General features: G+C 64.9%; 6 protein-coding genes and 2 pseudogenes. 7 read left to right on the plus strand and 1 reads right to left on the minus strand.

Features of this window, described 5'->3' with window-relative positions; all coding sequences use genetic code 11:
• The first annotated feature begins 54 nt into the window (after positions 1 to 54).
• Complete coding sequence (locus tag XalbCFBP2523_RS01660; protein WP_045765939.1) at positions 55 to 2,385, plus strand: S9 family peptidase; 2,331 nt, start codon at positions 55 to 57, stop codon at positions 2,383 to 2,385.
• A gap of 117 nt (positions 2,386 to 2,502) precedes the next feature.
• Here XalbCFBP2523_RS01660 and XalbCFBP2523_RS16215 read toward each other — a convergent pair whose 3' ends face one another.
• Entirely contained in the window at positions 2,503 to 2,916 is a 414-nt protein-coding gene (locus tag XalbCFBP2523_RS16215) for a hypothetical protein (RefSeq protein ID WP_146084017.1), read from the minus strand.
• A gap of 233 nt (positions 2,917 to 3,149) precedes the next feature.
• On the opposite strand from XalbCFBP2523_RS16215, the pseudogene XalbCFBP2523_RS16980 reads away from it, so the two are divergent.
• The 6 genes and pseudogenes from XalbCFBP2523_RS16980 to XalbCFBP2523_RS01690 form a co-directional block, all read left to right on the plus strand.
• A pseudogene (locus XalbCFBP2523_RS16980) lies at positions 3,150 to 3,381 on the plus strand (hypothetical protein); the annotation flags it as partial.
• A 132-nt stretch (positions 3,382 to 3,513) separates the two neighbouring features.
• The gene (locus XalbCFBP2523_RS01670) at positions 3,514 to 3,822 is read left to right on the plus strand and encodes a flagellar basal body protein (RefSeq protein WP_012916441.1); all 309 of its coding nucleotides are present in this window, start codon (positions 3,514 to 3,516) and stop codon (positions 3,820 to 3,822) included.
• A gap of 155 nt (positions 3,823 to 3,977) precedes the next feature.
• Positions 3,978 to 6,335 carry a glucosidase family protein gene (locus XalbCFBP2523_RS01675; RefSeq protein WP_045765938.1) on the plus strand — a complete coding sequence of 786 codons (2,358 nt, stop codon included), beginning with the start codon at positions 3,978 to 3,980 and terminating at the stop codon, positions 6,333 to 6,335.
• Between the two features lie 326 nt (positions 6,336 to 6,661).
• Complete coding sequence (locus XalbCFBP2523_RS01680; protein ID WP_080928119.1) at positions 6,662 to 9,493, plus strand: TonB-dependent receptor domain-containing protein; 2,832 nt, start codon at positions 6,662 to 6,664, stop codon at positions 9,491 to 9,493.
• A 164-nt stretch (positions 9,494 to 9,657) separates the two neighbouring features.
• Positions 9,658 to 13,849: pseudogene (locus XalbCFBP2523_RS01685) on the plus strand (Ig-like domain-containing protein).
• Positions 13,846 to 15,450, plus strand: coding sequence for a family 43 glycosylhydrolase (locus XalbCFBP2523_RS01690; RefSeq protein WP_045765937.1), 1,605 nt, complete (start codon positions 13,846 to 13,848; stop codon positions 15,448 to 15,450). The pseudogene XalbCFBP2523_RS01685 and the gene XalbCFBP2523_RS01690 overlap by 4 nt, the downstream one beginning before the upstream one ends.
• The last annotated feature ends 13 nt before the right edge of the window (positions 15,451 to 15,463 follow it).

Here is a 15,463-nt window from a genome sequence, read left to right on the forward strand (position 1 = left end):
ACTCGGTGCTGCCGTTGCTGTGAGAAAGTGCGAATTCGCTGTGGATTGGAAAGCATGAACAGAGTTGTTGCAATGATCGTAGGCGCCGCCGCGTGCTTCGCCGCCGCCGTGCAGGCCGCGCCGAGCGTGGCCGATTACCAGCGCTCGCTGGGCTTGCGCGAGGCGTGGATCGGCCTGACCGAGAACGTGACCTGGCCGGCGCAGTGGCGCGACGCTGGCGCGTTCTATTACCGCAAGACGGTGCCGGGTGGCTTCGCCTTCGTCCTTGAGGACGTGGTCAGTCAGCGCAAGCAGCCGGCGTTCGACCAGGTGCGGTTGGCGCGCGCGCTGGGTGTTGCGACGGGAACCACGTTTCCGACGCTGCGCCTGCCGTTCGAGCGTTTCGCCTATGTAGCCGAGGGCGACAATGCGCAGGCGGCGATTGCGTTCCAGATCGACGAGACGCCGTGGCGCTGCACCGTGACCACGTATGTCTGCACGCGTGCCGATCGCGGCCCGCAGCCGCGGCCACGCGGTTTTGGCGTGGTGCGCGATCTGACCCGACCGGCCGACGATACCCCGCGGCGTTCGCCCGATGGACGCTGGGAAGCATACGTCCAGGGCAATGCGGTGGTGCTGCGTGCGCGGGCCGATGGACGGGTGTGGCGGCTGGCCGAGGACGGCCGTGCCGACGATTTCTACGACCCGGAGACCATCGCCTGGTCGCCGGATTCGCAACGGTTGGCCTTGTACCGGGTACGCCCCGGCTTTGCGCGGCAGGTGACCCGGGTGGAGGCGGCACCACCGGGCGGCGGTCAGCCGCTGGTGCGCACCCAGCTGTATCCCAAGCCCGGCGATGCGGTGGACATCGAGCGTCCGGTGTTGTTCGACATCGCCGCGGTGGCGAGCGGTGGCGCGGCGCGGCGCACTGTCATCGACAATGCGCTGTTCGCCAATCCCTATCAGTTGTCGCCGATCCAGTGGCGTGGCGATAGTGCCAGCTTCGTCTTCGATGAGGTGCAGCGTGGTTTCCAGCACATGCGCGCGATCGCGGTGGACGCCGCCAGCGGCCGCGCGCATGTGGCGGTGAGCGAAGACGCCAAGACCTTCGTCAATGCCGAGCGCAGCTTTCGCCACGATGTGGATGGGCTGGGCAAGGAGATTTTGTGGGTGTCCGAACGCGACGGCTGGCGCCATCTGTATCTGTTCGATGGCGTCACCGGCCAGGTCAAGACCCAGATCACCCAAGGCGCGTGGATCGTGCGCGATGTGCTGCGGGTGGACGATGCGCAACGGCGCATCTGGTTCAGCGCCAGTGGCATGGATGCGGGCAATGATCCCTACAACCGGCAGTTGTTCGCGGTGGACTTCGACGGCGGCCGGCTGACGCGCCTGACCGACGCCGATGCCGACCACGACGTGACCATCGCCGAGGATGGCCGCCATTACGTGGACGTGTATTCGCGTCCGGACATGGCGCCGGTGATGGAGCTGCATGCAATCGATGGTGCGCTGCTGCAAGTGGTCGAACGCGGCGACATCGGCAAGTTGCAGGCCGCTGGCTGGCGCGCGCCGCAGACCTTCGTCGCCAAGGGCCGCGATGGGCGCACCGATATCTGGGGCATGGTGGTGCGTCCGCGCGATTACGATCCGCACAAGAAATACCCGGTGATCGAGAACATCTACGCCGGTCCGCACGATTCCTTCGTGCCCAAGACCTTCTGGCCGTTCGGCTATCACTCCGGTGGCGACAAGCAGATCGGCATGCAGGCGCAGGCGGACCTGGGCTTCATCGTGGTGATGATCGACGGCATGGGCACGGCCAACCGTTCCAAGGCCTTCCACGATGTGGCCTGGAAAAACCTCGGCGATTCCGGTTTCCCCGACCGCATCGCCTGGCACAAGGCGCTGGCCGCGCAGGACCCGTCCTACGATCTCGGTCGCGTCGGCATCTACGGGGCCTCGGCTGGCGGGCAGAGCACGCTTGGTGCGCTGGAGCGGCACCCGGAGTTCTACAAGGTGGGCGTGGCCTATGCCGGCTGCTACGACAACCGCATGGACAAGATCAGTTGGAACGAGCAGTGGATGGGTTGGCCGGTGGACGCCAGCTACGCGCGCGCCTCCGGCGTGGACAATGCGGCCAAGTTACGTGGTGATCTATTGCTGATCGTTGGCGAGCAGGACAGCAATGTCGACCCGGCCTCGACCGCGCAGGTGGTGGATGCGCTGATCAAGGCCGGCAAGGACTTCGACCTGCTCAACGTGCCTGGCGGCGAACATTCCGTCGGCCGTTCCACTGGTCCCATCGATTATGTGCAGCGGCGCCAGTACGACTTCTTCGTGCGGCATCTGCTGGGTGAACCGACGCCGCGGTGGAATGGTCTGGATAGCTGGTCTGCGCGATAAGCCGGCCGTGCCTGCGGAAATTGTCAGTGATGCTCGCCTTGCGTCCAAGTGCGTGCAGACGTGAAGCGCCTGCACGCGGAGACATTGAATCATTTGAAAATTATTGAATTATTTATTTTAATAATATCCGGCGTCACATTGGGTGCCTTTGATAGCTGTGGGTGTTACATTTGTAATGCTGTAGGTTCCGCCGGAAGGGAATCCCACTGCAATTTGGGTGGCATCTTTCACGTAGAACGTCTTTAGATTTTTGTCGTGTATAACATTGCTTTTGTCGTTGGTTTCGACGTATAGCCTTTTTTCTGCTTCAGGTGTACCTGAATATGTGATGATGAATGAAGATTTTGTGGGATTAAATGAGTCGCATCCTGCCTCTATGCCCATATTAAAATATTCTCTTGTTTTGGTGAAGTCATAAGTTACTGTTTCATTCGGCATGAAAAACCAGGATCTTTCACTTATTCCGCAATTGCCTGCTCCAGCAACAGAGAGCAGCGCGCATGCTACGATTGATTTTTTATACATTTTCATTTTTTCTCTCATAGTGATGATGTGTTGAACGCATTGCTAAGCCTTATAAGCACCGACATATTTCCTACATATTTCAAGTACTTATGTTGTTTTTTAGCAACTCATTCCGTAGGCGTCAAGTGACTTGATTGCGCGTCTGTCGAATGGCCTTTCAACCGATCAAACAGAATCGTCGCACTTGGTTGAGCCATAGCGTGGTGGCGATCTATTGCGATCCTCTGCATACAGGTCGCAATGTCGACCAAGCCTCGACCGCGCAGTTGGATGGATGTGTTGATCAAGGCTGGCAAGGACTTCGACGTGCCATACGTGCCATACATGCCGGACGGCGAATATTCCGTCGGCCGTTCCATCGCTTCTATTGATTAAGTGCAACGGCTCCAGCACGACTTCTTCGTGCGGCATCTGCTGGGTGAGCCGACGCCGCGCTGGAATGCTGGGGTGACACGGCCGCTGCCGAAGTGAGGCGCGGGACGCGGGGCGCGCAAAGGCGACGGTGCATGGCAGCCTGCTCGCTTCCGCATCCCGCGTTCGCACTCAAGTTGTGGTTGCCGCTGCCGATAGGCTTACAAACTCCCTTCCGCCGGTTGGCATGTCATGACCTCCATCGCCTCGTCGTCTTCGATCGCGCTCTCGGGCATGCGCGCCGCGGCGTCCGGCTTGCAGGTGCGCGCCAACAACATCGCCAATCTCGCCACCGACGGTTTCCAACGCGCGGTGCCGGTGGATCATGAGTCGGCTGGCGGCGGTGTCGTCAGCCAGGTGCAGGTGGCGGACGGGCAGGGCAGCGACATGGTCGATGACATGGTCGGCGGGCTGTCTGCGCGCAACGCGTTCCAGGCTAATGCCCGGGTGTTGCGCGCGGCCGACGACAGCCTCGGGCATCTGCTCGACGTCCTCGCCTGAGACGTCCTGTCGCATCATCCTGCGCGTGCCGCGTCGCGGTAGCGCGGTGACCTCTGCGGCTATGCGGTTTTCCGCATCGATCCTCGGTACAGCACGCAAGACGCTGCGGCACGCGCAGCGCACGATGCACGATTACCTACATCCGAGGATGGTCGATGGATCGGAGAGATTTCCTGCGTCAGGGACTGGCGGTCGGTGCGGTGGCCGGCGTCCAAGCGCTCGCTGGCACCGCCACGGCGACGCCGGCCGCGCGTCCCACGCCCGCGTTGCCGCCGTTGCGTGCGCTGTCCAGCGACGCGCTGGCCGGTCACACCGTGCACTGTCACTTCGATGAGGCGGGTGTGCGCTGGACGGTCTACGAAGATCTGCGTCATCCCGATGGCGATCTGACCCTGCTTGCCCCGGACGGCGCACTGGTGCTGGGCAAGCGCACCGAGCCGGTCTATCCCGCCGCGCAAGCGCCGTATTTCGGCATGGCGCTGGCCGAGGTGGCGCTGGCCGAGGCCGATCTGCTCGCCGACCGGCTGCTGCGCGATGGCGATCCGCGCCCGCACGAGGTGCGCGACGTGGCGCCGCCGCCAGCCTCGCAACTGGACCCGAAGGACTACAACGGGCGCTTGCCGTGGACGACCTTCGTCGGCACTCGCGAATGCGCCGATACCATGCCGGTGTATCCGGACGGGCGCACACGCGGTTACCGGGCGGTGCAGGCGTTTCCGGAACTGGGGAAAGACGCATTGGTGCAGCGCCGTTGCGAAGGCTTGATCGGTGGTTGGATGCCAGCCGTGCGGAAAGTGGTGCCGGCGGGCGAGGGCCGCTATTACGACCTGTTGCTGTTTGCCGATGTGCTGGCCACGGACCGCTTCGTGGTGCAGACCTGGCACCGCAGCGCGCTGATCGAACACGGCAAGGTCCGCAAGGTGGTCTACGGGTATAGCTATCCGGATTACCCACCGCGACGCGGCCCGCGCAGCGCCGAGGATTTCTACCGCGCGCTGCTCGCCTTCGCCGGCTATTGGCACGGCCTGCTCGCCGACATGGCGCAGGCGCAATTGCCCGACTCCAGTTGGAGCGATATGGCGCGTTTTGCCTTCGCACGCGAATTGGTGGTCCGTCCGGGCGGCACCTATCCCAAGTATGGCGCGGTGGACCGCGACTATTATGGCAACGAGTACGATGGTTTCCAGGACACCTTCACCAGTTCGTTGTACGCCAATCTGGAGTGGGGCCGCTTCGCCCAGGCCGCGGCGGTGCTGGACGGTTACTTCAGCGATTTCGTGCAGGCCGACGGCATGGTCAATATGCGCGGCGCGGAGACCGGGCAGTTCGGCCTGACCCTGTCGTTGTTGGCGCGCTACCTGCGCTATACCGGCGATGCGGCGCTGCTGCGCAAGCATCGCGACAAGATCGCCGCCACCGCGCAGGTGCTGGTGGAACTGCACGATGCCAGCCTGCGTCTGCCGGCATCGGCGCCGGGGCATGGGCTGATCCACGGCTGGAACGAATCCGACGCCTGTCTGTCTCCCGATCCGCAGCTATGGTGGAAACCGTACTACGCCAACAGCGCGCTGGCCGTGCGCGGCTGGCAGGACATCGCCGGGGTCTGGAGTGCGATTGCCGGCGTCGGCGCGCCGGCCAGCGCGGCTCAGTGGCAGCGGCGGGCGCGGCAGCTTGCTGCGCGGGTAGAGCGCAGCGTGCGCGACAACATCCGTCGCGATCTGAGCCCGCCCTACATCGGCCCGCTGCCGGGAGTGAAGCTCACCTTCCGGCAATCGCTGCAACAGGAGCATCCCAGCGAGCAGGGCTGGCCGCATCGCGCTTATTCCGAACTGCTGCAGGCCGACGTGCTGCCCGACGATCTGGCGCACCTGGTCATCGATTGCGTGCGTGGCCATGGCGGCACCAGCCTCGGCGTGGTCGGCAACATCGCCGCGCCCACGCCGGAGGGACGCGACCTGCTGGGTTTCATCTCCTACGGCTACGCGCAGCAGTTGCTGCGTTTGGACCGGATCGAGGAATACCTGCTGTTCCTGTACGCGCATCGCTACCAGGTGCATACCCGTGGCAGTTGGACCGCGGGCGAGGTCAGCGGCATCACTGGCGGCATGCCGTTGTTCTGCATCCCGGCGCAACTGACGATCCCGCTGTTGCTGCGCTGGATGCTGGTGTTCGAGGACAGCGCCGGCGAGGAACTGTTCCTGGCGCGGGCGCTGCCGCGCGACTGGTTGGGCAGTGGCCAGACAATCGCCATCGCCGATGCGCCGACGCGCTGGGGCACGGTGTCGTTGAGCTTGTGCGCGGATCCGGCACGGCAACGCATCGATGGGCGTGTGCGCTTGCCGCCGTCGCGTCCGCCGCGCACCTGGTTGACCCTGCGCGTGCCGGCCGGCACGCGCTTGCGCGAGGTGATGTTGGATGGGCAGGCCGTGCCGCTGTCCGGTCCACGCAACGAGCGTGTGCAGGTGCCGGCTGGCCGTGCCGAAACCCTGACGATTGCCGCCGTCTACGCTTGAGTCGCGGAATCGTCTGCAATCTCGGGAGCGTCTCCTGGGTGTCGGGCAGTGCGATATTCCGCACGGTTTCCCGATAAATACGACAAGACGAGATATCGGCCATACGCGCACATTGTGTCCGTGTAGTGAATTTTGAGGGTGAAATTCCTGCACGATACAGCGCAACCTCGGGCGTCGTCGTGCGTGCAGTGTCGGGGCGTTTTGGCTCCCGCTGCACGCGTGGACACGTTCGTATCCGTACTCGCCCACATGCGCTGGCGATGAGGTGCAGGCCCGATGAAGGGATCGCCTCACCGATCGCACAGCGTGCAGCCAAGGAGAATCCGATGCCGTCCCTACTCGAATGCGTGGTGCCGCTGTTTCCCCGTTCATGGCGTCACGCGCAGCGGCAAGCCCCGCTGACTGCGGCGATCTGCGCAGCGCTGGCGCTGCTCCCGTTGTCTACAGTGCAGGCACAGGAGGCCCAGACCCAGGACGCCTCGGCGACCACATTGGAGCGGGTCAGCGTAACCGGTAGTCATATCCGCCGCATCGATGCCGAGACCGCCAGCCCGGTCATCACCATCGACCGCCAGCGGATCGAAGATAGCGGCCAGAACACCCTGGGCCAGTTACTGCAGCAACTGCCGGCGATGGCCGGCAATATGCCCAACATCGCGCTCAATTCCGGTTTCAGCCATGGTCGCGCGCTGGTTTCGCTGCGCAATCTCGGTCCCGAGCGCACCTTGGTTCTGGTCAATGGTCACCGCATGGCCGGGCCTGCCAGCAGCGTCGCCGCGGCCCCCGGTGTGGACGTCAACGCGATTCCGGCGGCGATGGTGGAACGGATCGAAGTGCTGACCGACGGCGCTTCTTCGGTCTATGGTTCCGATGCCATCGCCGGGGTGATCAACATCATCCTCAAGGACAAATACGATGGCTTTGCCGCCACTGCGGATTACGGCCAGAGTACGCATGGCGATGGCAATCGCCGTACGTTGGGTGTGGAGTGGGGCAAGAGCTGGGAGCGTGGCGGGCTGATTCTCGGTCTGAGCCAGAATTCCATGAACGCCCTCTACGATGCGGATCGCCCTTACGCCAGGACGGCGTTGCAGTATGTCAACGGCCAGCCGAAGGAAATACGCAGCGGCGGCACCCGCGCGTTTCTGGACGACGGTCGTGTACTGGTTCCGAATCATCCGCTTGCGCCAGGTGCGGTCGGCACCCAGGATTTTCATCCCTACGATCTGACGTTGGATACGCATAACATCTATGACGAGCAGTACCTGATTACCCCGGTGCAGCGCACCAACGCGTCGGCGCATGCCAGTTTCGATTTCACTGCGGACGTGCAGGGGTACCTGGACATGTTCTGGACCCGCAGCCAGACCACCTCGCAACTCGGCGCCTATGGCCTGGAAATGCCCAATGCCGCGCAGAACTACTACAACCCGTTCGGCAGCGCACTGACCCGTTATCTGTTGCGTTCGGTGCAGGCCAATACCCGTGTGTTCACTTCGACGATGTACCAGACCAACATCGTCGCCGGGTTGCGCGGAAAATTCGCCGACACCAGTTGGCAGTGGGATGCGGCGGCGGGGACTGCCCGCTACAAGGACACCCTGATTCGTCATGGCTTCTCGGTCACCTCGCGGCTGGACAACGCGGTGGGTGCTTCGTTCCGCGACAGCGACGGCACGATCAAATGTGGCACGCCCGGCAATGTGATCGCCGACTGCACCCCGATCAACGTGTTCAATCCGGATGACCCGGCCACCATCGCCGGGATCAAGGCCACTCAGAGCGTGGTGGATCTGGTGGACAAGAGCACGATGAAATTCGCCGAGGCCAGCGTCAATGGCGATCTGTTCGCGATGCCCGCCGGATCTGTGCAGGCCGCGTTGGGGCTGTCGCTGCGCAAGGATGGCTTCGCACAGGGAACGAGCAACCCGGTGGCCGCCGCCGATGCGGATGGCAAATGTGACTACAACGACGGCTGCATCATGAACCAGGGCCACGACGAGACGATCAAGGAGGCCTACGCCGAAGTGCTTGTCCCGCTACTCAAGGGCGTGACCGGTGCACAGGCGCTGAACCTCGACCTGGGCACGCGCTATTCCAGGTACGACTATTGGGGCAACACTACCAACAGCAAGGTCGCGCTGGAGTGGCGGCCGCTCGACAATCTGCTGGTCCGTGCCACCGGCTCGCAGGTGTTCCGCGCGCCATCGCTGGGCAACCTGTACGGTTCCCCGTTCAGTGGGGTGATCGACGACACTGGCGACTATAGCGATCCGTGCAATGGCTATACCGGCGGCGGCAATCCTGCGGCCTGCGTCAACGTGCCGCGCAACGGCAGTTTCGTCAACACCTCCGCGTTCAGGGTGATCACCACGGGGTCGGCCAACGCCGGTTTCGCGATCAAGCCCGAGCAAGGGCGCTCCTACGATGTGGGGGTGGTCTACGATCCGGGCTGGGCCGAGGGTCTGTCGTTGAATGTGGACAACTGGCGGGTGTCGCTCGAGGACATGCTCAACGGCACCAGCGTGAGCGAGGTGCTGCAGAATTGCTACGACGGGCAGAATGCGTATTGTCCTTTGATCCAGCGTGATACTGCCGGGCAATTGGTCAGCGTGACCGTGCCGTTTACGATCAACAGCGGCAAGGTCGATATTCGTGGCGACGATGTCGGCATCAAGTACGCGTTGCGCGATACGGCCTGGGGCAGCTTCCATGCCGGTGTCGATGCGACCTACCTGTCCCGTTATACCTTCAGTGGCGATCCCCACAACTACGTTGGCGAGACCTGGATCTACGGCAACACGCCGCGCTGGCGCGCCAACTTCAATCTGAGCTGGGACAACGGACCGTGGCATGCCAGTTGGAACACGCGGCTGATCGGGCGGACCACGGTCGGCAGCGCCTATGAAGATCTTTGCATTAACACCGCCGCCGATGGCAGTTGCGTGTACTTTCACGTCGGCACGGTGACTTATCACGACGTGACCCTGAGCCGGAAGTTCGACCGCCTGCACAGCACCGTGTCGGCTGGCGTGAACAACCTGGGCAACCGCACGCCGCCGCGCTATTACGGCTATTCCAGCGCGGCTAATACCGATGCCTCCACTTACGACACGTTGGGACGCTATTTCTGGGCGCGGATCAGGACCGAGTTTTGAGGCAGCGGCAAGGCCGGGACGCGCTCCTGCGGCGCTGGCAGCACGCTGCCGGCGTGCTGGTCGGCGCGGCGCTGCTGGGGCTCGCCGTGGTCTGCGCGCAGGCCAGCGCCGCGGCGCAGGCCGATGACGGCGAAGGTCTGGATCGCAGCAACGCCGCGCTCGGCATGCCGCGTTTCAAGGGCGATGCGCAGCCCGTCCCGGCTACCGGCGTGGCCTTCGCTCCGGGCACAGGCTATCTGCCTCGGGTCTTCGCGGCCGACCGCGCGGCTGGCGCCGGCAGTGCGCCCGGCAAGGATTTCTGGATCGATCGCATGCTCGCGCGTCGAGGTCGCGGGGGGGGGCAGCGATAGTGATAATAATGAGGACGGCAATCGCTGGTTGTTCACGCGTGGCCGCGCCGCGTACATGTACACCCATCGACCCGAGGTGCCGGGTTTCGTCGGCGATGTCGCCTATGTGCACAAGACCGGCCACGACGCCTTGTTCCGATTGCAGGTGGACGGCGATGGCGCACCGCTGGCGTTGACCGAGGACAGCGCGCAACGGCGGCAGACACCAAGCTATTTCAGCAGCGTGTACACCGGCGCAGGCGTGCGCCTGCATCTGGTCAAGTTCATCACCGAACACAACGTGGCCGTGGCCGAGATCACCTTGTCCAGCACCGATGGCGTGGCACGCACGTTGCGCGTGCGTGCGATCTCGCCGATGGCCACGCACGTCGATGGCGCGGAGTTGATCGGTGCCTTCGTCACCCACAACGCGATTACCACGGTTTTTCCGCGCCTGTCCGGGGACGGTTTCGCTCTGGAGAGTGGCGGCCTGGTGCGGCGCGTGGTTGTCCCGGCGACCGGGTCGTCGCCCACGTTGAAGGTGCAATTGGGCCTGGTTACACGCGAACTGCCGGCTTCGCGACAGGAGTACCGGCGCATCGCCGCGCAGTCGCCGCAGCAGGCCTACACCGAGCACGTCGTCGCCTATAACCGCTGGTGGGCCGACAACCTGCCGTATCTGGACACGCCCGAGGACAATCTCGACAAGACCCTGTTCTATCGCTGGTGGTTGCTGCGTTTCAATTTCCTCGATGCCGCGGTGCCCGGCAACGACTATCAGTTTCCGGTGGCGATCGAAGGCGTACTCGGCTACGACAACGCAATCGTGCTGACCACCGGCATGTTCATCGACGACCTCAAGTACCTGCGCGATCCGACGGCTGCCTACGGTTCCTGGCTCGGTGCGGGCGAGACCGCCGGTGGCGGCAAGTACGTGGACAACCCCGGTGCGCCGGAAAACTGGTCTAACTCCTACGCCCAGTATCTCAGCGCCGCGGCATGGCGGGCCTATCAGGTGCATGGCGGGCCGCCGGCGATTGCCGCGCAACTGGCGCGCTACGCCAGCGCCGACGTGGACGCGTTGCTGCGTGCCTACGATCGCAACGGCAACGGGTTGATCGAGTACGACTGGGCGGCGATGACCGGCAACGATGCCGATGCGGTTTCTTTCGACTGGGCCAGGCACCATGGCCAGGCGCGCATGGACCGCAGCGAGAGCGCCTATGTGTACGCCAACGCGCAGGCGGCCGCGCAGGCGGCGCAACTCGCCGGCGACACCGCCACCGCAACGCGGATGCAGGCACTGGCGGCGAAGATCCGCCGTGCCGTGCTGCAGGTGCTGTGGCAGGACCACAGCGCCAGCACCGACAGCATGGGCCTGCATGGCGACCTGCTCAAGCAACGTCAGGCCGAGGGTGCGCGCTTGCCGGTGGACTGGAAGGAAACCAATAACTATTACCCCTTCAGTGTCGGTTTGATGCCCAAGCGCGGTGACCCGGATGACGCCGCCAAGTACGTGCGCGCGTTGCGCCTGTTCGCCGACGCCCGGCAGTTTCCGCTGTTCCCGTTCTACACCGCCAACCAGGCCGACCTGCGCGCGCGTGGCGGTGGCGGTAGCAATAACTTCTCGGTGATCAATGCCACCGTCGCCTTTCGCTTGCTCGGCAGCGTGCTGCGCGATTATCCCAGCCCCTATCTGGACGCTGGCAGTTATCGCAAGCTGCTGTACTGGAATGCCTGGGCGCATTATGTGGATGGCGATAATCGTTATCCCGATCAGAACGAGTTCTGGGCCGAGGGCAGTGCCGCTGATGGTGGCCGGATCGGCTACCGTTCGTGGATCCACCATACCCAACTCGGCGCCACCAACTTCACCGTGATCGAGGACGCGATGGGCCTGCGTCCGCGCAGCGACGCCATGATCGAGCTGTATCCCATCGACATCGGCTGGGATCACTTCGCCGCCGATCGCCTGCGTTATCGCAATCGCGATTTGAGCATTGTCTGGGACCGCGATGGCCGTCATTACGCGGGCGCTGCGCCCAAGGGGTATTCGCTGTATCTGGATGGCAAGCTCGCCTTCACCGTCGATCGCCTGGCGCACGTGCTCTACGATCCGGCAAGTGGTCGCGTGCAGGCGGCGCCGGATGCGGTCAACGCCGACGCCGCGCAGGTGCAGGTGTTGGCCGCGCACGCGCTGGCGTTGCAGACACCGCAGCAGGTGCGTTTCCCCGCAGGGGCGCGGATTGGCGCGGTCCTGGCGGACGCCGGTGTGGACATCGGCCTACCGGCCACTGCACGCAACCTGGCGCAAGGCGCGGCGGTCAGCGCCAGCTTCGCCGCCGAGGGCTTCCCGGCCACGGCGGCGGTGGATGGCAGCACCGCCAACGAACCATTCTGGGGCACCGTCGGATCGGCGACGCACAGCGACTGGATCGCCTTGGATCTAGGCCAACCGCAGACGCTGGATGACGTGCGTGTGTATTTCTATCGCAGTTCATCGCCGCCCGGCGAGCAACACGGTACCCCCTCGGGCACGCGCGCCGGCTACGCGCCGCCGTGGTTGTACGTGTTGCAGTACTTCGACGACGGCGTCTGGAAGACCGTGCCGGGCCAGGTGCGCGACAGGCCGATCGCACAGGGCAATCGCAACCGCATCCGTTTCCCGCCCTTGCGCGCGCAGCGCTGGCGTGTGCAGGTGACCCACGCTGGCCCGCAGCGCACTGGCATCAAAGAGATCCAGGCCTACGCCACGGGCATCGCGGCGCCTGTGGCGAGCGCCAACCAGGCGCCGCAAGTCGATGCCTGGCAGGAGGATGCTGTTGCGGCCGACGGTGCCGTGCGTCTGACCGGCCGGGTTGGCGACGACGCGCGACCGAACGGTACGCTGGCGTTGCAGTGGCGGGTACTGCGCACGCCGCCTGGCGGCGCGGCGATCTTCGCGCAAGCGCAGGACGCCAGCAGTACAGTGCGCTTCACTGTGCCCGGTGCTTACACGCTGCGCTTGCAGACCGACGACGGTGCATTGCAGGGGCATGCGGATGTCGAGGTGATCGCTCCAGCATTGCCCGCCGAGCAGGCATTGCAAGTGCAGAGCGAGGCCGAACCCAGCGCGCAGTTCACTGCGGCCCATCACCGTCTGCAGGCGCTCAACGATGGGTGGAGGCCGGCGTCGGAGCAGGTGCCGGCGGCGGATCGGCGCTGGGGCAGTTGGGGGCGCGCGCAGCCGGCGTCGGTGTGGGTGCAATACCAATGGCCGCAGCCGCAACGCTTGAATGCGACGGCGCTGTATTTTTGGGACGATCAGCCGCACGGCGGTGTGGATTTGCCGCGCGGCTGGACGTTGCAGTATCGCGATGGCACGCAGTGGCGCGATGTGGTCGTGCGCGGTGGCTATCCGGTGCTAGGTGGCGGCGCAGCGAGTCGGGTCGCATTCGCGCCGGTGACCACCACCGCGCTGCGCGTGATCCTGCAGACGGCTGTGCAGGGCGAAGGACATGCGGCGGTTGGCATCGACGAATGGCAAGTGTTTGCCGAGCGCGCGGTGGGCACCGAGGCGGTGGATGTGCGCGTGGCGCCGGGGCAACTGCCGGCATTGCCGGAACGGATCGCCGGCTATTTCGCCGATGGCAGCTGGGCCTGGTTGGGGGTGCGCTGGTCGCCGCTCGATCCGGCCGCGTTGGCCGCCGAGGGCCGTGTCCAAGTGCAGGGCCTGGCCGATGGCGCCGTGCCGGTGAGCGCCAGCCTCTGGGTGCGCGCGAATCCGCCGGGCCAGATCAACACGGTGCAGGCGCCGCCGCCGTTGCATGTGCGTGTCGGGCAAACGCCGGTGCTGCCGGCCTTCGTCGGCGTGCAGTACAACGACGGCTCGCGCGAGCGCGTGCCGGTGCGCTGGTCGCCGTTGGCGCCGACGGTCGATGCCATGCCGGGCAGCGTGAGCGTCGAGGGACAGGTACAAGGCCGCGACGGTCGCGGTGGCATGCCGGTCCGTGTGCAATTGCTGATCGACCCGGCGTTGGCGCCATGAGCGGGCAGTGCGCGCGGGCGCTGTTGCTGCTGGCGGCATGCTGCGCGACGACTGGCGCCGTGCCAGCGTCGCCAGTGGCGCTACGTTCGCGTCAGGTGCAGGCGCTCGGCAATCCGATCCTGGCCGATGGCCGCGATTACTCTGCCGACCCGGCGCCGCTGGTGGCCGACGGCAAGCTGTACATCATCGCCGGTCGCGACGAAGCGCCACCGGATGTCAACGACTTCGTCATCCCGCGTTGGCAACTGCTGGTCACCGACGACGTCGGCCGTGGTCGCTGGACCCATTATCCGGCCTTGCTGCGCCCGGAGCAGGTGTTCGCCTGGGCGGCGCCGGGGCACGCCTATGCGGCGCAGATCGTGCAGGGCACGGATCGACGTTACTACCTGTATGCCCCGGTGCAAGAAGCGCACTCGCGCAATGCCGATCCGTTCGCGATCGGCGTGGCGGTGGCCGACAGTCCGCTGGGGCCGTGGCGCGATGCGCATCCGCAAGGGCCGATCCTGTCGCAGTCGCTGCCGGTGCGCAACACGATTCAGAACATCGACCCGACCGTGTTGGTCGACGACGATGGTCGCGTCTATGTGTATTGGGGCACCTTCGGGAAATTGTTCGGCATCGAACTGGAACGCGACATGGTCACGCCGAAGGGGCCGGTGGTCGCGGTGAACACCTTGGATGGATATTTCGAGGCGCCATGGTTGTTCAAGCGTCGTGGTACTTACTACATGGCCTACGCCGCCAACAACGCCGGCCTCGGCTCGGCGTGTACGCCGACGCTGTATCACGCTTGCATCGCCTACGGCACCGCGCCATCGCCGCTGGGGCCGTGGACGTATCGCGGCGTGGTGCTGGATCCGGTGTCCTCGACCACCTCGCACCCCGGCATCGTCCAGTTCAAGGGCCAGTGGTACCTCGTCTATCACACCGCCGATGCCAAGGGCGGTGGTCATTTTCGCCGTAGCGTCGCCATCGATGCATTGCAGTGGGACGACAGCGTCACGCCGGCGCGCATGCGCAAGGTGGTGCCCACGCGCCCGCCCAGGCCAACGCCGTCGCCGTCGCGCAACCTCGCCGCAGCGGCCATCGCCACCGCGTCCAATGGCCCCGCCATTCCGGTGCAGTACTGGATCGCCGCGCTCAACGATGGCGTGGTGAAGGCGCATCCGTTGCCGCCGCAGATGTGGGGGAGCTGGACCTCGCACAATCCGCCGCAGCAATGGATCCAGTACAGCTGGGACGTACCGGTGACCTTGAACGGCAGTCGCATCGTGTTCTTCGCCGACCAGCTCGCCGGCGCCGCCATCGGTGTGGCGCCGCCACGCGCCTGGCACCTGGAATACCGCACGCAGGGGCGCTGGTTGCCGGTGCCGGGAGCCAGCCAATACCGATCCGCGCCGGGACGATTCCAGCAGGTCGCCTTCGCACCGGTGCGCACGCGCTGCGTGCGCGCGGTGTTCGATGCCTCAGGCGATGGCCGCACATATGCCGCGGTGGCGGTGCAGGAGTGGGAAATGCTCGCACCGCGAGCGCAGATTTTACCGCCGCGTGCGCCGCCGCACGCGGACGCATCTTGTGATACGAGAGTAGACATGCCATGAAATCAAAACGTGA

The sequence above is a fragment of the Xanthomonas albilineans genome (assembly GCF_002939705.1).
Classification (GTDB): Bacteria; Pseudomonadota; Gammaproteobacteria; order Xanthomonadales; family Xanthomonadaceae; genus Xanthomonas_A; species Xanthomonas_A albilineans.

Excerpts from the sequence above, each read along its gene's own strand:
- XalbCFBP2523_RS01670 (WP_012916441.1), top strand. The coding sequence starts at position 3,514 with ATGACCTCCATCGCCTCGTCGTCTTCGATCGCGCTCTCGGGCATGCGC.
- XalbCFBP2523_RS16215 (WP_146084017.1), bottom strand. The coding sequence starts at position 2,916 with ATGAAAATGTATAAAAAATCAATCGTAGCATGCGCGCTGCTCTCTGTT.
- XalbCFBP2523_RS01660 (WP_045765939.1), top strand. The coding sequence starts at position 55 with ATGAACAGAGTTGTTGCAATGATCGTAGGCGCCGCCGCGTGCTTCGCC.
- XalbCFBP2523_RS01680 (WP_080928119.1), top strand. The coding sequence starts at position 6,662 with ATGCCGTCCCTACTCGAATGCGTGGTGCCGCTGTTTCCCCGTTCATGG.
- XalbCFBP2523_RS01675 (WP_045765938.1), top strand. The coding sequence starts at position 3,978 with ATGGATCGGAGAGATTTCCTGCGTCAGGGACTGGCGGTCGGTGCGGTG.
- XalbCFBP2523_RS01690 (WP_045765937.1), top strand. The coding sequence starts at position 13,846 with ATGAGCGGGCAGTGCGCGCGGGCGCTGTTGCTGCTGGCGGCATGCTGC.